General features: G+C 48.1%; 12 protein-coding genes and 1 pseudogene. 3 read left to right on the top strand and 10 right to left on the bottom strand.

Annotated features, from left to right (window positions below):
• Positions 1-10: 10 nt before the first annotated feature.
• The 7 genes and pseudogenes from AC3WTJ_RS03515 to AC3WTJ_RS03485 all read right to left on the bottom strand — a co-directional run bounded on the left by AC3WTJ_RS03515 (position 11) and on the right by AC3WTJ_RS03485 (position 15,654).
• Entirely contained in the window at positions 11-5,104 is a 5,094-nt protein-coding gene (locus AC3WTJ_RS03515; RefSeq protein WP_492520584.1) for an immunoglobulin-like domain-containing protein, read from the bottom strand.
• A gap of 201 nt (positions 5,105-5,305) precedes the next feature.
• Complete coding sequence (locus AC3WTJ_RS03510; protein WP_492520583.1) at positions 5,306-9,748, bottom strand: AAA family ATPase; 4,443 nt, start codon at positions 9,746-9,748, stop codon at positions 5,306-5,308.
• A 100-nt stretch (positions 9,749-9,848) separates the two neighbouring features.
• A pseudogene (locus AC3WTJ_RS03505) lies at positions 9,849-10,025 on the bottom strand (flavin reductase family protein); the annotation flags it as partial.
• Positions 10,026-10,192: 167 nt separating this feature from the next.
• Complete coding sequence (gene pbfA / locus AC3WTJ_RS03500) at positions 10,193-11,557, bottom strand: (R)-1-hydroxy-2-aminoethylphosphonate ammonia-lyase (protein WP_492520582.1); 1,365 nt, start codon at positions 11,555-11,557, stop codon at positions 10,193-10,195.
• Between the two features lie 777 nt (positions 11,558-12,334).
• Complete coding sequence (locus tag AC3WTJ_RS03495; protein WP_492520581.1) at positions 12,335-13,699, bottom strand: glycosyltransferase; 1,365 nt, start codon at positions 13,697-13,699, stop codon at positions 12,335-12,337.
• Positions 13,700-13,828: 129 nt separating this feature from the next.
• A complete protein-coding gene (locus tag AC3WTJ_RS03490) occupies positions 13,829-14,905 on the bottom strand; it encodes a polysaccharide pyruvyl transferase family protein (RefSeq protein ID WP_492520580.1) in 1,077 nt (358 codons plus the stop codon).
• A gap of 38 nt (positions 14,906-14,943) precedes the next feature.
• The gene (locus AC3WTJ_RS03485; RefSeq protein WP_492520579.1) at positions 14,944-15,654 is read right to left on the bottom strand and encodes a glycosyltransferase family 2 protein; all 711 of its coding nucleotides are present in this window, start codon (positions 15,652-15,654) and stop codon (positions 14,944-14,946) included.
• A 218-nt stretch (positions 15,655-15,872) separates the two neighbouring features.
• Here AC3WTJ_RS03485 and AC3WTJ_RS03480 point away from each other — a divergent pair, with 218 nt between their 5' ends.
• The 3 genes from AC3WTJ_RS03480 (at position 15,873) to AC3WTJ_RS03470 (ending at position 18,496) form a co-directional block, all read left to right on the top strand.
• Entirely contained in the window at positions 15,873-16,385 is a 513-nt protein-coding gene (locus AC3WTJ_RS03480) for a hypothetical protein (RefSeq protein WP_492520578.1), read from the top strand.
• A 130-nt stretch (positions 16,386-16,515) separates the two neighbouring features.
• Positions 16,516-17,610, top strand: a complete 1,095-nt coding sequence (locus AC3WTJ_RS03475) for a polysaccharide pyruvyl transferase family protein (protein ID WP_492520577.1) — start codon at positions 16,516-16,518, stop codon at positions 17,608-17,610.
• Complete coding sequence (locus tag AC3WTJ_RS03470) at positions 17,597-18,496, top strand: glycosyltransferase family protein (RefSeq protein ID WP_492520576.1); 900 nt, start codon at positions 17,597-17,599, stop codon at positions 18,494-18,496. Before AC3WTJ_RS03475 ends, AC3WTJ_RS03470 begins: the two co-directional genes overlap by 14 nt.
• A gap of 160 nt (positions 18,497-18,656) precedes the next feature.
• Here AC3WTJ_RS03470 and AC3WTJ_RS03465 read toward each other — a convergent pair whose 3' ends face one another.
• From AC3WTJ_RS03465 to AC3WTJ_RS03455, 3 genes are read right to left on the bottom strand one after another with little or no spacing between them, the layout of a single operon-like run.
• On the bottom strand, positions 18,657-19,346 hold the full coding sequence (locus AC3WTJ_RS03465; RefSeq protein WP_492520575.1) for an LrgB family protein: 690 nt from the start codon (positions 19,344-19,346) through the stop codon (positions 18,657-18,659).
• On the bottom strand, positions 19,339-19,692 hold the full coding sequence (locus AC3WTJ_RS03460; protein WP_492520574.1) for a CidA/LrgA family protein: 354 nt from the start codon (positions 19,690-19,692) through the stop codon (positions 19,339-19,341). Before AC3WTJ_RS03460 ends, AC3WTJ_RS03465 begins: the two co-directional genes overlap by 8 nt.
• A gap of 15 nt (positions 19,693-19,707) precedes the next feature.
• Entirely contained in the window at positions 19,708-21,792 is a 2,085-nt protein-coding gene (locus tag AC3WTJ_RS03455) for a hypothetical protein (protein ID WP_492520573.1), read from the bottom strand.

Raw genomic sequence — 21,792 nt, 5'->3', positions numbered from 1 at the left:
GCTCACACTCCTAAGAAGCTTGTCTTGGTAAAATATACACACGAATGAGCTTCAACTGACGTTCTTGATTTTGAATGAGTAACGTGTAATAGCCATATTCCGTTATAGGTAAAACACCATTGGTTAACAGACTGCCATTTGCCTTGAAATCTCCGATGCTCTTCGGCCCTTTCGCCCATTTCACAGAGCTCGCTCCTTGAATGCCGAACAACGAAAGTTGGATCGCATCGCCGTACACAACCACATCGGTATCCTGCACTTTCACGGAATTGACGTAAACGGTGAACTCCGTCGGTGCGATGACAATCGCCTTCCGAGTCACTACCGCTTCGTTGCCTGCACGATCCTTCACTTTATACACGACCGCATATTCACCAGGTACTTGAGAATTGATCGTATTCTGAGCTACGCTGATTTTTGCTGTCATATCGCCGTCTGCCTGATCTGTCGCAGTGACATCCGCCAGTGGTTTCACCACGGCTCCCACTTCAAGCAGCAAGGGCTCGCCGCCGATAAAGGTAAGCTTCGGTGCTTCGCGATCAATATTGCTTACATCAATACGTAACGCATATTTATTTCCCAGCGTATCTACAGCGTCAATCCAACGTGTGCCGTTGCTCGTAAAAGTGACTACATTTCCACTCATACCTGTGAAAGTAAGTGCTTGATCGGAAGTAATGGTTACATTCACATTATTTTTCGTTGGTGCTGTTTCACTATAGGTATAGGTCACTTTTGCCTTTGTTTTATTGATGTTCTTTACCGTAGCTTGAATCTCCGTCAAATTTCCTACAACGTCCTGCAAATAGAAGGTGAACGTACCGTTATCCTTAAACACTACCTGCTTCGCACGATTATTGTTCAATACATAGAACGGCTCATCCGCATCTACCGTTACGATGACATCATCCTTTGTAGCTGCTGTCGTACTGTAAGATAATCGCGGTGTAGGTGGTGTTCGATCGATATAATTGACAGTCGCCTGAACGAAACCTTGATTGCCGGCCCGATCTACAACGACGAATGAATAAGTTCCATTGCTTGTAAAATCGTAAGCCGTGTTGCCATTATTGCCGATCACGGTGATGGGTTCATTCGCTAGAACGGTTGCCCGCACATCCGATCGCGTTTTTGTCGTTTCCGAATATTGAATGGAAGCGACAGGCGGCGTCTTGTCGATCCGATCAACGGTCGCCGCCAACTCACGCTCATTTCCAGCAACGTCTTGGAACACAAAAGTAAAGGACCCATTTTGCGTAAACGTATGCGTGTTGTTCCCCGTACTAAGAATCTGTACAGGTACGCCCGAGTTATCTGTAGCGGTCAATGTTGCCACGACATCTTGATTCGTCCACCCTATATGGCTATAGGTAACAATGGCCTCGGGAGCTTCTCGATCAATATAGGTAACTGAAGCGACCGTCTGTCCTTCATTGCCTGCCGCATCGCGATACTCAAACACGAACGTACCATTGTCTGTAAACGTATACCGCTTGCTGCCCCCATTGTTCGTTACTGTCACTGGAGATTGATCCGTGAAGGAAATTTCTACATCAACATTATCCTTGGTCCAAGTTGAACTGCTGAAACTGAGCTCTGCCTGAGGCGCTACCTTATCTATCCAGCTCACCACTGCTGTTCGGTGGCCGATGTTGCCTGCCTCATCTTTGTAGTCAAAGGTGAATTGTCCGTTCTCTACAAAGGTATACCAAGGGCTTCCGCCATTATTGAGAATTGTAACTGTCCCGTTATTGTCATCATAGGTGATCAGCGTAACGGTAACATCCCGATTCGTCGGCCTTTCCGTACTGTAGACCAACTCCCCTGTTGGCGGCTGCTGATCAATTTTGTCAACGAAGACCTCATCATTGCTTACGATGCCTGTGCTCACATTACGCACTTTATAGTGGAGAGACCCATTCGTCGTAAATTCATAAACAACCTTCGTCACCGACTGGCTGATCACTTGCGCTTCACCGGTGATCGTCAAATCCATTAATTCACGCTCAGGACTACCTGCCGCATCAACTGTGACACGAACAGGTCCGTTCGTCCAACCGTTCGGGGTGAGCGTGACATCCGAGGATGGCAAGCTGCGATCAATCCACCCAACCTCAGCCATAGCGACCCCAACATTCCCCGCTGCATCCTTAAATTCAAACTGGAACTGGCCATTATCTGTAAATACATGTTCTTTTTTTCCAAGCTCCGTATTCGTTACGACGACAGGCTCGTTGGTGGTGAGCGTCGCCGTCACATTATTGGCGGTCAAGCCAGCAGGCTTGTAGGATATTGTACCGATCGGACTTGTGTTATCAAGCAGAAACGGATTGCTGCAGAATGTCGTCACATTCCCCGCTTTATCGGTGACTTTCACCCATAAATACCAAGTGCCGGTCACTTCACTTTTATCCGCTTTGTGATCCGCTCCGAGCGACGTCCACGTTGTTGGCTCCGTCGTATTGGATGTCGACCAGGCATGCGCATAAGTGAGTTCACTCTGTGAAGCCCCCGAATCCGTCGCATAAACAATCGTGCTCACACTTTTCTGCTGAGATGATCCATTGGTGCTTAACGTAATGACCGGCTTGGTCTTATCGATCCAGGTTACGGTTGCTACAGCCGTATTCACGTTGCCGGCTTTATCTCGGAAATTGAACGTATAAGTGCCATTGGTCTGAAAAACATAGGTCAACCCTGTAAGCCCATCTACCGTTATGTCAGCGGATGGCGTCACATTATCAGTGGCCGACAATGTCGCAGAAACGGGCTGATTCGTCCATGCTGTTGTGCTATAAGCAATATTCGTCAATACAGGTTTCGTCGTATCAAAAGTTACCGTATCGGAATATGTCGTTGAGATGTTGCCCGCCGAATCCATAAACTGAACCGCTATCGTTCGCGTGCCTTGTGTGGCAGGGATCGTGATCGTTTTGTCAGTCGTAAACGTCTCCCAACTCCCCCATACACCGCTATCCACGGCGAATCTCATCTTATCCACCGTACCTTGCAAATCAGTAGCACTCAGCTGGATAGGCACTGTCGTAACGTTCGTGAACTTTCTCGGGATGCTTACAGCCCCTGTTGGCATTTCATTATCCAGCTTATAGGGCCCACCGGTTGCCAACGTCCAGTTGCCGGCTTCGTCATAAACCTTGGTATGAATATAAAAAGTGCCGGTTTGATTCGTTATGGAGAGGGTCCTAATCGTAGACGTCGCCCATGTCGAATCATTCCCATCCGTCGTTGCTTGCGTTGTTACCGCATATTTAATCACAAAATTCGCCAGGTTTGTTGTTATGTTATCCGTCACATTCAAATCCGTTGACAGCGTCTTACTGTAGGCTGCTGTGCTCGGAAGCGTAAACGTTACTGTAGGTTTCGTATTGTCGAGAACAAAGCCCTGCGTTGTTTTCGCATATCCAATGTTACCTGCACTGTCGATTGTCTTAATATGCAGATATTGCGTACCGTTAGCGCCTGCGGGCGAAGAGAGCGTTGTTGTTACCGTTGTTTTGCTGCCGGTTCCATCAAAAAACATCTGCCAACCGGAATCATTCGCTGCAGGCGTCGTTACACTCGTTCCCCACAAGTAGAAGGCCTGCCCTAACGTACCTTGCGAATCCAGCAACGTAAAGCCCACTTGGCGGGCAGTTCCTGGCGCGCTATTGCCCTGCGCTGAAAAGGTAACGCTCGGTGCTGTCTTATCAATGTTAAAATTGGAGCTTTCCAAGGTGCCAACGTTATTCAAATTGTCCGCAGCCGTTAGCTTCAGCTTGTAGCTTCCTTCCACACTGTTCGGTACGTTGAGCGTACCACCGGTCATGCTCCCTGTCCCAGTTGAGTAAGAAACCCCGTCTTTGAACCATTCGTAGTTGACTTGTTTCACTCCGGAATGCGGATCTGCGACGGTATAGGTTAATGTATGGCTCGTCTTGGCTGTTCCCGATGTCGGATTCATGCTGATGGTTGGCGCTTGGTTATCGTAATTAAAAGGTCCCGCTGTTTTTATGACCGTATTCGCTGCAAGGTCGACCGCTTTTGCATGCAAATAATAAGCGCCTGTACCCGTCGGCTCAATGGGGGCGGCCCCGTTAATAAGACTTCCTGAAATACCTGATGCCGCTGGTGGCGTTGCGCTCTGGGACCATACATAGAAGAGACTCGTGTTCGCTGTTGCCGGTGTGTCGGAGGTCGTGACTGTCACGCCATGGCTCTTTTTATATGTGGCATCCGATTGTTTGCCGAAAGTGAGCGTGGGAACAGTGTTATCCAAATAAAAAGGCCCTCTGGTTTGGATCACTTCATGACCTACAACGTCCACCGCTTTGGCGTGCAGGAAGTAAATGCCAGGTACTACAGGATCTACAACTGCAGCACCGCTCGTGATAACCGTATTAATGTCTGCCGCAGCGGGTGTTGTCTGGCTTTGTGTCCACGTATACGTAAGCTTAACGTTTTCATTCAACGGCAAGTCACTGGCGGTTACGGTTATCCCTAACGTTTTCTTATAGTTCGTATCTGCCGGCAGATTGCCGAACGTAATGGTAGGTAGCGCGTTGTCGATATAGATGGGCGACGGAATCAAGCTTTTGAAATAAACCACATTATTCATGGACGTGCCATCCGTAAAATAAGTCATCCCACTCGAGGTTGCGTTCCACATATTCGTAGGCATGTTCACGCCATCCGAAGGACCGCAGCCATCCGGGCCTCTTTGAATATCTACAAGCCCCGAAGGCATTTCCGCGGTAATCCCTAAGGCATAGACCGGAGAGGAGTACCCCTCAAACACGGCATTATACAAACGCATCCAGTCTTGCGTACCGTTCATGGAAATGGGAATCGTTGATTCCATATCGCATTTCACAGAGGGGCTCGACGATTCGAAGGGAACACTGATCTTGATCGTCTGTCCTGCTGTAAAAAAATATTTGCCGTTTACCGGAGAAACCGTGGCTCCGATTGAACTGATCGTGGCAGCTGTAGGCTGCTTGACAGCCCCAGCAGGCGCTAAGGTTGCCGCCTTTACTGTTATCGGATAGGGTAAGACGACACCTGCCAATAGCATCATGCTTGTGAAGAGCCCCCAAATTTTTCTCATAAAGCCTCCTTTTAATCGAACCTGCTGAATTGGAACCCCCACATTCTACGCGAATTTCGACAAATATCGATAGTACCAAAGGTCATTTTCCCGAAATAAAAGATGAGAAAAGACCTAATGTATACTGGAATTTCCTAGGAAATAAAAAGAGCTAAGCAGATAAAGATCCGCCTAGCTCATTTATAAGTTACCGCTATCTCGTTACTCCCAAATATTCCAATCCTTCGCCTTGGCAACCGCCTGTGTGCGGCGATTCACTTGTAGTTTGCCATAGATGGACAGCGTGATGTTTTTGACTGTGCCTACGGCCAGTTCAAGTCTTTGCGCAATCTCCGGATTCGATAAACCTTTCACCATCAGCTGCATGACATCCTTCTCACGTTCGGTCAGCGATTGGGTGAGCAGACTGGTATCCAGCTTCGGCTTTCCTGTATCCATGACAAGCGGCTCCGTTTTCACAACGGTACCCTCACTCGCAAAGCGATTTAGCACAGCCAGCTGGGCAGACATCATCTGCATCAACTCCAAACGTTGGCTGGCTTGCGCCCCGGTCACCGCTTCATTTTCCAAATAGACGATTCCGGCTAGTCGGTCCAGCTGCTGAACGGGCAAGCAAATCATCGATCGCGGGCGAACGCTGCGAATGTAAGGATCCCACGCGAATAAGTCGTCCAGATGCGCATCCTCCAGGACAAGCGGCTGCTTGGTTCTGGCTACGAAGCGGATCACGGAAATCGGTAAATCAAAGCAGCTTTCCAGCGAAGCGGAATGACCGCTCTTGGATATGTTCCGATTAATGTCATGCTCGGCTTCAATCCACAAATCGCCGGCTTTATTCACAATCCAGAACCCTTTGGCTGCTCCGGCATTTTCCATGAGCGTCACTAAGTAGTGGCCGAGCAGCTGTTCGAAACCGTACGCTTGCATTAGACGGGCTGCCGCTTTCTTGAACATATCCCGCTCCACTTCCACGGAAGGCTCCATGCTTCCATCCTTGTAGTCCGTATGCGTGGACTCGCGTGTGAGCTTCAAATCTTGCTCCCATACCCGGCCATCCTCACTCGACCGTTGGAATAATTCAGAAAACTGCTCGCGAAGCTGCAAACACTTTTCGTTAGCTCCCCACACCTTAAAACCATGATACGCATCCAATAGGTACGTTTTGGCAAACTTCTTTTTACCGATGGCTAGAAGCAATTTACCGGCAAGCTCACAAGAAATGGCCTCTAGATGGGTATATCCGTTCTCATGCGCCGCGTCTATCGCCTCATCGTAACAGGTTAAAGCTTGCTCCCATCTCCCTTTCAGACGGGCCGCTTCACCCTTCATCAATAACAACTTAGGCATGAAATGGCTGGGCCCTAATTCGGCCCATTTTCGCATTTGCCCCAGCATCCCCCGCATCTTTCCGTCCACCAACTCCTGTTGCTTCTCAGATTGGTCACAATACACACTGGACATGGCTAAAAAGCCGTACAACATACCCTCAGGCAAATGCGAATGGTACTTGTAGTATCGCTCGCTATGCTCCGTCCGTTCCCAGAGCTCCGCAGCTTCTTGATAGCTTCCGAATACGTACAGCAGTTGAATTTTGCAAATATAATATTCAAACACAAGTCCTATACGGGTCTCTGCAGGACTCATCGATTGAAGAAAAGAATCCTCATCGAACGCATCATCATTCATCGTCAGACGGCCTGCCGTCTCTCCTTTTAGGCATTTGGCAAACTGCTGATATAACGTGAACGATTTCATGAGGAAAGGATCTTTTTTATGAGAAGCGCCGCCTTGGACTTGGCAAAACTCGTACAGTTCTTCCAGATGTCCACCGAAAAACAAACTGAACTTCATGCCGCGAAGCGAAAAACCGGCATAATACATATCGCCGCTCGCGAGACTGAGGCGATGAGCTTCTTTGAATAACGGCCACGTTTCCTGAGCGCTCATGCGCCAGAAGTGGGATAACGCATAAATAAACGCAAGCTTCGCCTTCACTGGCGAATGAGCCGCATCACCCAGATGCCGTGCTGCTTCCGAAAGCTCGCATCCTTCCTTATGCCTCCCTTCCTCACTGGACATATACGAGGCAAAAATCGCAATGATTTCCGGAAATCGGTTCGCCGCATGGTGTTCAAGCATCAGACGTATACTTCGGCAAATGATTACAACGAATAGATTCATATCCACAAAAGAGGAAGCTCGCGCCACGAGCGGCAGCAGCTGCAGGATGGCCAATTGGAGCGGTGACGTTTCCTCCCTGCGTTCAGCATCCAGCTTTTTCGCTATTCCTTCGCGAAGCAATCTGCGCGTTTGACTCAGTTCCTTTTGGCGCCTATCAGCCCCTACTTGTTTGGGAAGCTCAATGCCCAATCTGCTCAGCAGCTGCACACCTGCGTGGAAAGCCTCTCTGGCACTGCCGCGATTGATATCAAGCTCCAGTTTCACCGCATAAGTCCGCAGCTCCTCCAAACGGGTATGCGAGCGGGCCACGAGCTGCTCGAACAACAACTCCCCTGTTTCCAAGTGACCGCATAACACCTCAGCTTGCAAGCGTTCCATATACAGGCCATAAGTTAACGCATGATGCTCCTCCCAATCCATATCGGTCAGAAGCCCTGTACCGAAGGCAAGATACTTCGCTGCCGATAAGTATGCTGCCGACTTTCTAGCTTTACGGCTTGCCTGTAGCGCCATTTCGGCGACAAGTCGTTTTTCCTCACGGTCCGTCAATTGATTTTGCCCAAGCATGAAATGATTTAGCGTCGTATACATGAGGTCATCCGGCTTGTCATTCAATTGAAGTCCCCATTGATACCGGCCAATTCCCGCGTGAACCTGCTCTTTCTCTTCGGCCGTTACGGCATCATAGGCTGCCTGCCTAATCGTATCGTGAATAAATACGAACCATACATTCGGTTCTGCCGAGTCCAGTAACGAGAAATCCGCAGCCCTATTCAGCCCACGCCACCTTTCACGTTCTCTGACGGGAAGTACTAAACCTTCCGTCAGCGCTGGCTCCAATTGTTCCATGACTTGCTCGGGAGATTGCAGGCAAATAGCAGCCAGCGTGTGCAAATCAAACGCATGGCCAATACACGCGGCCATGCGCAGCACAGATCCCGCTTGATAGGGAAGCTTGTCCAGCATCAGGTCCCAAACATCGTCAAGCGAATCCTGCTTGTGGATTTCGTCTGTATCCCACAGCCAAGTTTCCGCACGCGTATCGAAACGCAGCCATTTTTGAGCATAGAGCGTCTGTACGAATTGCTTCATATAAAGGGGATTGCCGGCAGTCTTCTGGAATACCGCTTCAGCCAGCGACCGCCCCCTGGACGCTTCCAACTGTAACGTTTGGCGCAGAAATCGCTCCGTTTCCAGTAACGTTAAGGAAGAAAGCATAATCCGCCGATGGTCAAATTCCCCCCGATGATGATGACTCAACCAATGTCCAGGCTGCATGTCTTTGTCACGATAAGCGAGTATACATAAGAAATACCCTAGATCCCGACTTTCTGACATGCTGCGAATAAAATCCAACGTGGCTGCATCCGCCCAATGCGCATCATCAAGAAACAAAATAAAAGGCGATCTTTTTCCAGCAAACGTACGAATCATCACTTGAAAAGCAAAATGAAGCCGGTTTCTAGACTCCATCCACGGCAATGTCTCAGCATCCGGCTGCTCGCCGATAATCAGGTGCATGTTCGGAATAATCTCTGCCACAATGCCTGCATGGTTACCAAGTGCCGCAGTCAGCTTGTCTTTCCACCGTGATAACTGTTCCGCACTCCCTGAAAGGAGCCGATGAATGAGTTCTTGAAAGGCTTGAATCAGCGGTGCATGCGGGACCTCCCTAATGAGCGGATCCGCTTTTCCCGAGATGAAATAACCTCTCTCTTGCTGCTGCGTTCTGTACCATTCACGAATAAGCGTCGTCTTCCCGACGCCTGCGCCCCCGCTAACGACAGCAAACGCCGTCTTCCCATTCAAGCTTTCAGCATAAGCATCAGTTAAGGCCGTCATTTCCGCTTCTCGCCCGCTCAGAAAAATTGGCATTCGCAAAAGGCCTGCAAAGTCCTTGCTTCCCAGTGCAAATGCTCCAATAACGCCATTTTGATCCCATTCACTTCTACATGTTTTGAGATCATATAAAAGACCATACGCACTCTGATACCGTTCTTCAGGTGCTTTGGCCATCAGCTTGATGATGATGTCGCCGATCTGCTGCGGTATGCGGTGATTTACCTCACTAGGATGCGGGGGACGTTTCGCCAAATGAGCATAAATCCATTCCGCCGGCTCATCCGCTTGGTACGGAAGCTCTCCCACCAGAAGCTCGTAGTAGATCACCCCTAGGGCATACAAATCCGTGCGTGCATCCGTGTCTCGCTTCACTCGACCCGACTGTTCCGGCGCACGATAAGCCCAGGATGTTTCCGACACATCGCTGCTCAGAGTGATCCTGAGTGAGTCTTCAATTAAAATCGTAACCGGGCTCAAGCGGCAATGGACTTCGTCTGCGTTATGCAAAGCCATGACCGCTTCCGTAATGCCTTCTGCGATGGACAGAAAACCAGATATTTCTCCTTGCTGTTCTTGCCAATATTTATGAAGAGGGACGTTCAGCCTGTTATTTGTTACCATTACTGCCTCCCCTGATCTCATCCATAAGAAGTTGTTCTTGTTCTTTCAAGCAAATTATATGATTTCCCCCCTGCCAAGGCAATTAGATTCCTCAAATCGCTTACTTAGGACCAAATACAGGCGCTAATCTGGATGAAGACAACTGCTGGCCTAAACCGAAATATTCGCAAAAGTTCATGATCATCGGCTTCCACCTTGCCGGATCGATATAATTGGGATGACCTTCCACCTGCAGTTGTTCATCGATGTGAACCCGGACGATGCGCACCTCCATGGCAAATTCTCTATGTGCGTTAAACGACAACGGCGTCAGGACCTCATTGTAGCAAAAGGTTTGCGCAAAAATAAGACGGTTCGAAGATGACAGCAAGATTTCGAACCCTTCCTTTTCTGGATATGCAAAAAGCATAGCGATGAATCGCTATGCTTGATATTTAGATGAAATTACGCAAGTTCGGCGATGCTCATTTCGAGAATATCCAGGGCTTCATTGAGCTGATCTTCCGTAATGATCAAAGGAGGTGAAAGCGTAAGGACATTCCCCTTGGACACTTTGAAATTAAGCCCTCTGCTCAAGCAGCTGTACATAACGCGCTCGGCCTCTTGTACGGCAGGTTCCTTGCTCTCACGATCGGTTACGAGCTCGACAGCAACAAGCAAACCGATTTGACGGATGTCTCCAATAAGAGGATACGTCTCCATCATGCTTTTCAAACGCTTAGCCATAAGCTCGGCCATACGGTCCGCATGCTCCAGCAGGTTCTCTTCCTCGATGACTCGGATCGTCGCCAACCCGGCAGCAGCTCCTACCGGCGATTTCTCATGTGTGTAATGCCCGATCGACATTTGCTGCGCTTTGTTCAACTCTTCCTTCACGAGTAAAGCCGCCATCGGGAATACGCCGCCGCCCAAGCCTTTTCCCAGCACCATCATGTCGGGTTCAATCCCGTAATGCTGGTAGGCGAACATTTTCCCTGTTCGGCCAAAAGCCGTTGCCGTCTCATCAACGATCAACAAAGCGCCATAGCGGTCGCAGAGCTCTCGAAGCTTTTTATAGTATGCGACAGGCGGAATTTGCACATCCGTATTTCGAATGATTTCGATGACTACGGCACCAATCTCTCCATCTTGTTCGAGCACATACTCAATAGGCTTCAAGCATAGGGAGTGCGCTTCATCCTGACAGCCAAACACACAGCGATACGAGTTAAAAGGGATCACATGCTCAGCGCCGGGAAGCAGCGGACCTAAGCCACGGCGGAAAGCCCCTTCTCCGCCTACGGATATTGCATCCAGCGATGCTCCGTGAAACGCTCCCCACATCGATAATGTTTTGTATTTGCCGGTTACTGCGCGCGCAAGTTTGAGTGCCATACCGATGGCGGATGTCGCTCCTGGCGCGAATAGAACTCTTTGCAGGGCTCCGTCTGTTAAAGCAACTAATTTATTAGCAAGCTCGATGGCAGGCAAATTCGTGTATCTTCTCGTACAGAAGGATAACTGGTCTAATTGCTGCTTTACAGCTTCTATAACGGCCGGATGACCGAAACCAAGCTGATGCACGTTATTGCCATGGAAGTCCATGATTCTGCGGCCTTGGCTATCTTCGACATAAATTCCTTCACAGGAGGAGAGTACATTCAGACAAGGTGTAGACAACGTTTGGTGCAAAAAGATATCTTCATCCTCTTGCAAACGAGCTCGTGCTGCCTCATCAATTTGAGCTGTCCACCATTCACTTCTTGCTTCCGTTAAATTAATATCGCCTTCCGTTTTCATGAATGCTTGCTGCTCTTGTTTGGTTGGCATATGTTCACCTCTAGTTGGATTTGGTTGTTTCTATATGGACATCTTACACTTGGTTTGTCATCATAATGTTAAATGCAGTTTAATTTTGTGTATTTAATTTGTTTTAATTTGTTTTTACTTGTTATCAGGAAAAAATACTGCTAATTTGTTCATTTCGGCTGCTCAAGTAGCCAATAGATGGGGATTATACAGTTAATTCCGCCATATTCGTCAGAAATGAGATAAAGCGACTGAATTAGCTGCACAAACTCCAGTTATTTCATTAAAGCCCTGCACCTCGGCTGAAATCGGATGAAATCCGATGACAGCGCAAAGCAACGGCCATTGCTTTCTCTATGCTGCACTTTGTGCAATATAGAGGCCTCAGATCGGTCGCTGCCGGCTTCTACGTTGTACAAACTACAACGTAAAGGGCAGAAAAAGGCGGTTTTCACGCTATTTCCACTGAATTCGTTGCACTTTGTGCAATGAAGATCGGGGTGATGGGGTTTAAAGCAGTTCTAGGTTGTACAAAGTGCAGCATAGAACTGGAAGCGAGAGGCCGTGGCGTGAAGCGGTGAGGCTAAGCGGGTTGGTTACTTGGCGCGAGGCGATCATGCAGAGCACTATGATTACTTAGTGTGAGGCGGGCAGACTGCGCGGGTTGGTTACTTGGCGTGAGGCGAACAGGCTGAGCGATTTGGCTACTTAGTTCGAGAACTTTACGCGACACACTTAATCAGTGTTCTTATATAACAAAAAAAAGCCACCAATATAGTGGCTTTCTTCAACCTCCGCTTATCTATTTCCTATCTCCGATCGAATAGCAGCTCGTTCCGTCGAGGGCAATGTTTTTAAATGCTTCAAGTAAACATCGAAAAGCGCTGGAATCGTATCGTGCACATTAAATTTGTCCTCAACAAATTTACGGCCTACCCATCCGAGATCTTCCCGTTCCCGCTCTTTCAACTCCAATACCGACTTAATGTCGGACTCGAACTCTTCAACCGTCCAAGGCTTGCTCGGTCCGTGATCGCAAAACCAGGTTTCCCATGCTTTGGCATACAGCTCCTTGCTCATAACCCCCATATATCCCGTAGCTCCTGCAACAATCGTAGGGCATTCGCAGGCAAGTGCCTCTAACGCAGCACGCCCTGTGCCAATAAAACAATCGCTTGCGGAGTAGTAAGCACACATATGCAGAGACTCCCCTGCCAGTTGTATAAAATCGACGCCGGCTTCTTCTTGAATTCGCGCCATTTCTGTTTGAACTAGTTCCTTATGATGCCCGCCACCGACAATAATCAGCTTGAGTTCCGGATAATCCCCTGCAATCAGTCGGCGGCAAGCTTCCATAATCGCAAGTGAAATATCCGCTTTCTCAAACGACAACCTTGCTGCATAAGTGACGACTGGAGCGTCATGGTCGATTCCCCAGGATGCACGCACATAAGGTTTGGTCGACTTGTGAGAGGAAAACTCCGACACATCGATCCCATTTTGCAGCAAGATAGAGGTAACGTGATTAGCTTTCAATGTTTTAACAATCGATTGGCTTACAGCCAGCACGGTGTCGCATTGTTTGACTAATGGAATTAAGGCATCATCAACGAATCCATGCACCGTAAACACGACTGGAATGTTCATTTCCTTCCCAGCCTGTACGGCGAAAACACCTGATGGCCACTGATGAGCATGCAAGAGGGAAATATTTTCGTTACGGATAATAAGCTTTAAATAATCGATAATTTCAGCTTTTTTCCCTGTATTCTCTTTGAACTCATCGGTTACAAAATCGACGGTATACACCGGGCAGCCAAGGGCAGCAAAGGCGTCTAACATTCTTCCGGTCTTCGCCGCAACGACCACATGCGCACCATTTCTCATTAGCTCACGAGCTAAACCTAATGTATGCGTCTCGGTTCCCCCTACGTTAAACTGGTCGATGACCAGAAGGACTCGCAGATGTTTCTGCATTCTGCGAATTTCCGAAGCAGGGAGCTGCACCATCTGCGGCTTGCCTTCAAAGCGGACAACATCCTTCAAATGAATAGTACCGCTTTTTTCATTTTTAATGACAATCACATTTTGATTCTGGGAAGATGGTTTCTTCCTGGTTGGTTTGCGCAAGGAAGAAATTACTTTTCTCTTCGGCAACGGCAAAATCCTCACTCCTTCCATGTGCGCTCGCACCGGGGCTGTTTGTCTTGTACTCCTATAATGTATGACAGGAGGACGATCTTCGCATGGTTGCTTATAACGATTACTTAAATTTCCATAAAACCCATTTTCTCAACTCCATGCCTGAAGGAAAGGAGAGCGTAAGCTTGTTTGATAAGCAGCAATGTTAGCTTGCAGGCGATGTCTATCGAGTTTCCAATTCTCTAGAATGTGAGATGAGGTTTGTTCTAATTTCTCCGCAAGCCGCTCTTCGTCCGTTGAAACAACAGAGGAGTGCAGCCCGATCGATTCTACGAAATCAAAGGTTTTCATCCGATAACCAAGTGCGATGAAGGGAACTTCAGCCGCGGCTGACATGACATTGGCGTGCAGTTTGAAATTTACCGTGAATGCACAGCGCTTCATAATCCTCATTAAGGCTTGCGCCGAATAAACCTTCGGTGCGATCCGCACAGCTTCCGTGCTGCCGATCTTATCCGCCAACCTTGTCAATGCTTCTCTATCAGGGTTCCATACGTAATACAAATATAACTTGTAGCCCGCTTCTATCCACATCTTGCAAGCTTCAGCCAACTGATTCTCCAAAAGCTCTTCCTGCCCCCCGTAAATCCGGTTATAGGAAGTCCCCCAATTGATCCCCACGACCTTCTCATTAGAAGGCCACATTTTGGTATTAATAGGCGGCTCCAAGTCATCCGGACGCAGCAGTACACCCGGATCTCCGCTTACAATGAACCTATCGGTATCCACTTCAAGATATTCCAGCAGCTTTTTGGTAAGCGGCCCCCGCACGCCGGAGAATATAGCATTTTGGCTTATGTTCTTCAGCATTTTCCTATGTTCAGGCGTTGCTTGATACTGAATCTTCCCTGTATCTCCGCTTAATAGATTTAACATATCTTTTTTAGTTATCCAATCGACGCCACTTCCCCATACGGCCACTTGCTTCCCTTGCTTCAAAGCATGATGCAAGACGTCCACATAACCTGGAATAAGCAGGGAACCCCCGCCAAGTACCACGACATCATAATCAGCCACATCCTGTAAACTTACACCGGGCATGGAGGGTACGACCGTAACAGTTTGTTCGGGCATCAAGAGATCAGCACTTTCACGAAAAACATCCCACATTAAATCGTCCCCGATATTACCGAAACCGATCCAACCCACATAGAAAACTTTTCGCATCCTAGTCTCCCTTCCTGACTCTTCATGTCAGATCATTTCTATTTTCGGAAAAACTCTCTTGAGCGTTGGTTTTCGTGTCTCCTGTAGAAATACAGAGTTTCTTTCAGATTGTCGACCTTCATACCCGCTGCTATACATCTAGCAATGAAATCGTAATCCTCGACGCCGACACCACGCCTAATCGGTCCTCCGATCTGATCGAACACACCGGCACGGAATAATATCGTTCCATGACAAACACAATGACCCCCGTTTTTATAGACAGCATTTATTTTAGGAACGCCATAGCTGAGCCATTGCTCCCGTTTACGGCTTTCGAAATGGCCATCCTGGAAATATTCATAGGAGGTTCCAATCATATCAAGGGATGGATGCTCGCGCATGGCTTGGACTTGCCTCATAATCCTTCTGGAATGCGATAAATCGTCTGAATCTTGCATGGCAATAAATTCGCCTTTGGCCAAATACATGCCCACATTCACCGCTCCCGCATAACCTGTATTGCGCGGCAGCTTCACGGCATAGAAACGATCTTCAAACGAGAATGTTTTTGCCGTTTGTTCTTTGATCTCCTTCCACCTATGAATCTTGTTCCAAGTTAAGTCCGTTGATCCATCATCCACAACAATGATCTCTATTTCCTTATAGGTCTGTTTAAAAACACTATTCAAACACGATTGCACATAAGCTTCCGAATTATAGCAAGGAACGATGATACTTACACGGTCTGGTATCACTTCTCTCATCATTCACCCTCCGGCTTCATCTCTATACTTCTAATAGATGCACCCTATCATGAGATGGAAAGGGGCAGATGACGGATTGGATATACCTATTATTAGGAAATCTAGTTTTATGAATCCCTAGCAAACATACATTTTAGAAGACTTAGACGCTTGATGGAAGAGTTTGGTAAATAATGCGCATATGATATGGCAAGTCTGAAAAAGGAGGAGGTGCAACTAAAATGTCTCTTAACTTAATCGAAAACTTTTCCTTTGAAACTGGCATTACTCCATGGCAAACAGCAGGTACAGCTGGTACAGTAAATCCCTTAACAGGCGCATTCGAAGGCAGCTTTGTCGGCACATTAGGTCCACTTGTCGCACTACTTCCCGGCAATGCAGTCATAAGCCAAGCATTCCCAGTAGCTGCTGATGCCGTTAACCTGCGTGTGAGCTATGCGCTTCGTAGACTTGTGGCGGTAGCTCCGATCGTAAACGGAAATATCCAAGTTCAAATCGTATGGCAACGAGGAGCAGATGGCGCTTACGCTCCAATATCCACCGAAGTTCTGGAAGACATGCCAGGTACGGATATAAATCTTTCACTAGAGTGGGAAACACACGTTGTTGTGACAGGTCCTAAACCTGCCCTAGCTGAGCAAGCCAGAATTCGCTTTATCCTGTTTGCTTCATTAATTGAATTAGGCGTTGCTGGCACTTATATTGATGAAGTTGTCGTTACAGCTGAGTCCTAAGATTAAGAAATGAATGCCTATCAGGCTGTCGACTACGTGTCGACAGCCTGATTTCTATGAATATATAACATATGTGTCAACATTGAATATGATGTAGTTGTAGCAACTTTTTCTGAACGGAGGTCACATCTTGGCCAAACTATTATATTTGGGTGAAATTGGGTATCGAAATGCAGGAGACGAAGTCATGTGGGACATCTTCAAGCAGGAAGCCAGACGATTCATCCCCAATGAATTGAGCTTATTGGAAGCTTGCAGGCAAGAGTATGCGCATATCTCCGGCTACGATATCATCGTCCTTGGCGGCGGTTCTCTGCTTGCTCCAAGTTATATCTCCTTGCTTAGCAAAGCGATGGAGCTGAACAAATCAATCTATATTTGGGGCTCAGGAATCGATAAAATTGCCGGAAGAGCCGGTCTGGACAGCTTATTACACAAGAAACAACTGCCAGTGAATTTTGTCGATCCAAACATCGTCAACCAATTAAATAAAATCATTTCATATTCTCGCTACACAGCAGTCAGAGGTCCGCTAAGCCACCGATTCCTACAATCCATTGGCGTGAATACAGCGAAAGTCCAGATCAGCGGAGATCCCGCTTTCTTACTGCAGCCGGGTGACAGGGCCAAAGGGTTGTTTACGCAATATTTCGATCCGCAGGAAGCGGTTGTCGGCATCAATTGGGGAACGGCAAACAATCAAATTTTTGGAGGCAAAGAAGACATTGTCGAAGATCAGCTTGCAGCGGCCGCTAAGTTATTGATCCATAAAGGCTACTCTATTCTTTTATATAATGTATGGCCCGAGGATATCCCCGCCAGCAAACGGTTATTCAATAAAATTAACAGGCCCGGGAAAGTGAAGCTCGCGGATACCGTGTATCCTTATCAGCTCATGGCCTTAATCCAGAAGTGCCGCTTTACCATCAATTTAAAGCTGCACGCCGCTATTTTCTCTGCCGTTATGCAGGTTCCGTTTATCTCACTTGGTTACCGCTTCAAAATGTTTGACTTTGCAGCCTCGATCTCTATGCTGCCTTTTGTCATACCGACCGATAACCCTGCCGTAAACCTTGAAATCCTGCGTTTATCCCAAGACATTGAAAAAAACCACGCTACTCTGGTTCGTACCCTGAAGAAAGAGATCAACAAATATGCAGGAAGGCTGTCAGCCGCCTTTTTTGTAAACACGTTAAGAGAGGAGCTGCGCAATGGACGCCCCTGAACTAGCAAAACCGCAACCTGCCCTATTAATGTGCTATGGAAAAACTCCGTACACGCCAGGAAGATACTTAGAAGACGCTCTTCGCCGAATTGGTGTCCGAGTCGTTCGAATGGAAGAAACCGTTGATTTTGCAGCGATTAATATGAGCTCCTATCTGGGCGTACTCTTTGTTGAAAGTCCCTCTCGCCCGAAAGTGCTTGTCAAAAACATACATCTCGTTACCATTCCGAAACTGTTCTGGATCCATCACGGCGAAAATCGCCTTAACGCGAACATTGAGATGTGCGGATGGTATAAACCGGATCTGCTGCTTATGGCTCACTCCCTTCATCTCGCGCATCAATTCCCGTCTCCGGTTCGTTTCTTCCCGTTCGGCGTCGATCCGCATATTTTTCACTCGGCGACTCCTTTGGTAGAACGGCCGGTTGACATTTCTTTTGTCGGTGGACAAAGCGCTTTGTACCGTACGCGGGAGGCCAGAATGAAATATATGGAAACGGAACTCAAGGGCAAACGAACGGTTTCTTTCAATAAAAAAGTCTTTCTCCAGGATCTGAGCTCACTTTACGGTAAATCCAAAATTGTGTTTAATCATACAGCTGATTCGATTAAGGCTTTTAATATGCGGATTTTCGAAGGAATGGGCTGTGGAGCTTTGGTTTTTTCGGACTATGCGCCCGAGCAGGAGATGTTGTTTCAGGACAGGACTCATTTCGTATTGTATCAATCGAGGAATGATTTGATGAATAAAATCGATTACTACTTAAATAACCTGCAAGAAGCGCAGCTTATTGCGGGTACAGCGCAAAACTATGTACGTCAATACCACACCTATGACCATCGAGCCGCGCAAATCATAAATTGGATGAAGAAGCTTAGAGCATAATCCATCCCTAAATCATCGCAGATGAGAGGCATTCGTTTAGAAATTCATTGAGGCAAGCGACACCCCTCATCTTCGAATGATATTTTTAGAAAGCCTGCTAGAAACGGTGGTTAGTCTTGTGCGGGACCACATCAGCCGTTTCCCTTCGAGACAGCCTTGTTTACTTCAAAATCCAATACAACGGAATAACAAGCAACGAAATAAAAATCCCGGTTGCCGCCATGGCGAAACCGCTGACACCGGCCTGCAGCTCCGATTCCTTGACCAGCCTGGCGGTTCCGATCCCATGAGAAGCCGTTCCGATGGCGGTTCCGATCGCGATATCGGCCCTGACGCCACACAGCCTTAACAACTCGGGGCCAATCATGCTCCCTATCAGGCCTGTTAACGTTGTCACGATAACGCCTAGCTCGGGAATGCCGCCCAAATGACGGACAATCTCCACCGAGATCGGTGTCGTCACCGACTTAGGGATCATCGTTACCCAAATGTTTTTCGCTGCTCCCAAGCTCCACGTTATACCCCCCGCGCAGACTAACGCGCTGATGGAACCGGTTGTAAGCCCAGCCAGAATAGCCGGCAGATTACGGCCAATCGACCTCGTCTGCTTGTAAAGCGGCACGCCCAAACCTACCGTAGCCGGACCCAGCAGCAACGCAATATAATCCCCGCCAACCCGATATGATTCATAGGGAATGCCGCATATAAGCAATATCGCAATAATACCCGCCGATGTGATGAAAAGGGGATGTACCTTGTTCCACTTTTTGTGCAGTCCCTGCGCGATCGCATACACGATAAGCGTTAATGAAACGCCAAACATCGGCTGTTGAAAAAAGGCATTATCCACCTGAAGAAGCCTCCCTTTTCTTCAGCATAGCCGACGTCACCCAGCCGCTGACGAGCAGGCCGACAAGTGTACTCGCCACGAGACTCAGCGCAATCTGAAGCAGCATGCTTTGGAGCAGCGGCCATATGGCCAAGATCCCCACGATATAGGGAACAAAAAAGGCAAGCATATGGCGCAGCAGAAACTGCGTGCTGGTTTCCACCCATTCCAACCGGACGATGCCGCTAAACAGAGCCAGCGTAAATAGGAGCAACCCGATAACATTACCGGGAAGCGGAATGTAGGCGAAATGCTGGAGCCCAATTCCCAGCATGTTGAATCCCAGCAAAATGGCAAAACCACGCATTGAAATAACTCCTTCTTATTTTTCAAATCGACGTGCCAATTCAATATCTGCTCTTACATCTTCCAAGTAATAAGGATACCCGAAGGTGCGCTTGACTCGAGCCATAAAGTAAGGCTTATTATGCAAGCTCCAGTAATGACCAAGTTTCTCCCAATGTACAGCTGCCTGCTCCAAATGCGTTACTGCCTCGGCCTTATGCTCTGTATGTTCGCTCAGTCTAAAGCGATTAAGCTCCAGAGAGGCTTTGAATTTACAGGCATAATACCTGGACATCTCTACGTAGGCAAAAAGATCGTGAAGTGTGCATGCAGCATGACTGCAGCATAACTCACCAAGCTCGTTGGACAGCTGGATAGCGACATGTTCGGTTTGATCGGCAGCCTCTTGCAGCAGCTTCAAGATATCAGCAGGTGTTTCACGGTACTCTTCGAGCAGTCCCTCTACGCTGCCTTCCCGTTCTGCTTTTGCATAGTCGGCTATGGACATAACACCGACCCCAGGCATGGGGACAGCGTTTACGAAATCCAGGATTGTCTTGAAACCGCTGACTTCCGACAAGCAGCTTTCGGCATGCCACTGGAAGTCATAATCGATCCAGAACAAACGGTTAACAGCCGGTATAACCGATGATGCGCTTCGCAATCCTTCCAAGAATAGAGGCGCATGAACCGGACCATAATGGGGCTTCAATAGATGCACCCAAACATCGTCACTTGTCTCAGGGTCGTACGACAACCGGCCCCAGAGCTGGAACTGGAAGACATGCCGTTCAAAATCGTACTTCCATGTCTTGTGTCCATGCTCCACATGTTGAAAATCGTTGCCCCACAAGTATCCGTCTGCTCCCCAGTAGAAGCCTTTCACATGTGGCTTGATCATTCCTTTGACATAAGCGCGGACGTAGTCGGGGTCTCCCCACCGATGGGTGAACACGTCATCGTTACGAACCGTGTACAGAATGTTGGTCTTCTCCAGGTCGATGCCCTCCCAAGCACCCCAAAGACGCTCAAACTGGGGTTCCGGATGGGAATAGCAATGAGCATTTGAATATTTCCAGCTGATATAAAATTGGTTGGAATCGAATTGGCTCTGCACCATTTCTTTAATTTCTTTGCCCGCATTCTGCATATTGGTGCGGTGAATAAACGGAATGTCTCTTCCCGACTGTTTGATCGCCTCCACATACGTCTCGACAATCCACTTCTCCCGCTCATACCCGTTGCCGTCCATCCATTCGCTGGCCGAAGTCCCTAAGCCTTTCAGCTCAGGGTACGTGAGCAACAGTTGAAGCACCATTTCTCGAATGTAATCCCTAATCAGTTCTGATGCACCGCGAAAGCGATTCAGCGGGTATCCCACCCGGTGGATCAGGTTATCGTACATATTGCCGAAATCTCCTACAGCTTCAGGGAGCCCCAGACCTCTCGCCACTTCCGGGGTTATACGAATGTTCCACGTAAAGAGATAAATGTCGATCCCTCTGCTGGCGGCATAGCGGAACATCTCCCGGAAGAACCGAATATTCTGATTGATTTCCGAATCACTGTACGGATTGGCGTCTCTGAATTTCGGAGAGACAACCATTCGATCGTAGGGATGCTCTGACCACAAACTTAAACAGTTGTACCGGTTTAGGGCGAGCATATCGATATAGGCTTTCCAAAAACCAATATCCATGCACGTTCCCTCATTCAAGACGAAGGGGTCTCCCGAGTCGAAAGGTGCGTACGGCAAATTAAATTTAATACCGCGCAAGCGCATTGCCGGCTTACGGTACATCTCTTCCCCATCCGCCAATTCCGCTCCACGTGCCAACCGTTCTGCGTATTCTAGGCAACCGTACATAAGTCCACGCGAATCGACACCTTCAATGCTTATCAGTTCCCCTTGGCGGGACAGGTGAAAAGCCTGTTCTTCGCCAGCGGATTCCCCTTTCTTTACAGGTAGTTTCTGAACGAGGATTCCCCGTTCAGGCGTCAGTACCAAGCCCTTGCCATTATACTGCTCGACGAAAAACTGTCCCTTCACTTCCAAACTCTTCTTGATTTGATTCATCCCGAACAGGATCATCTCATCCTGGTGGTCGTAAACGAGTTTCAT

The organism is Paenibacillus sp. FW101-FHT12H11 (genome assembly GCF_058790355.1).
This window is presented reverse-complemented; position numbering and strand designations above follow the sequence as displayed.

Excerpts from the sequence above, each read along its gene's own strand:
- AC3WTJ_RS03515 (WP_492520584.1), bottom strand. The coding sequence starts at position 5,104 with ATGAGAAAAATTTGGGGGCTCTTCACAAGCATGATGCTATTGGCAGGT.
- AC3WTJ_RS03510 (WP_492520583.1), bottom strand. The coding sequence starts at position 9,748 with ATGGTAACAAATAACAGGCTGAACGTCCCTCTTCATAAATATTGGCAA.
- pbfA (WP_492520582.1), bottom strand. The coding sequence starts at position 11,557 with ATGCCAACCAAACAAGAGCAGCAAGCATTCATGAAAACGGAAGGCGAT.
- AC3WTJ_RS03490 (WP_492520580.1), bottom strand. The coding sequence starts at position 14,905 with ATGCGAAAAGTTTTCTATGTGGGTTGGATCGGTTTCGGTAATATCGGG.
- AC3WTJ_RS03485 (WP_492520579.1), bottom strand. The coding sequence starts at position 15,654 with ATGATGAGAGAAGTGATACCAGACCGTGTAAGTATCATCGTTCCTTGC.
- AC3WTJ_RS03480 (WP_492520578.1), top strand. The coding sequence starts at position 15,873 with ATGTCTCTTAACTTAATCGAAAACTTTTCCTTTGAAACTGGCATTACT.
- AC3WTJ_RS03470 (WP_492520576.1), top strand. The coding sequence starts at position 17,597 with ATGGACGCCCCTGAACTAGCAAAACCGCAACCTGCCCTATTAATGTGC.
- AC3WTJ_RS03460 (WP_492520574.1), bottom strand. The coding sequence starts at position 19,692 with ATGCGTGGTTTTGCCATTTTGCTGGGATTCAACATGCTGGGAATTGGG.
- AC3WTJ_RS03455 (WP_492520573.1), bottom strand. The coding sequence starts at position 21,792 with ATGAAACTCGTTTACGACCACCAGGATGAGATGATCCTGTTCGGGATG.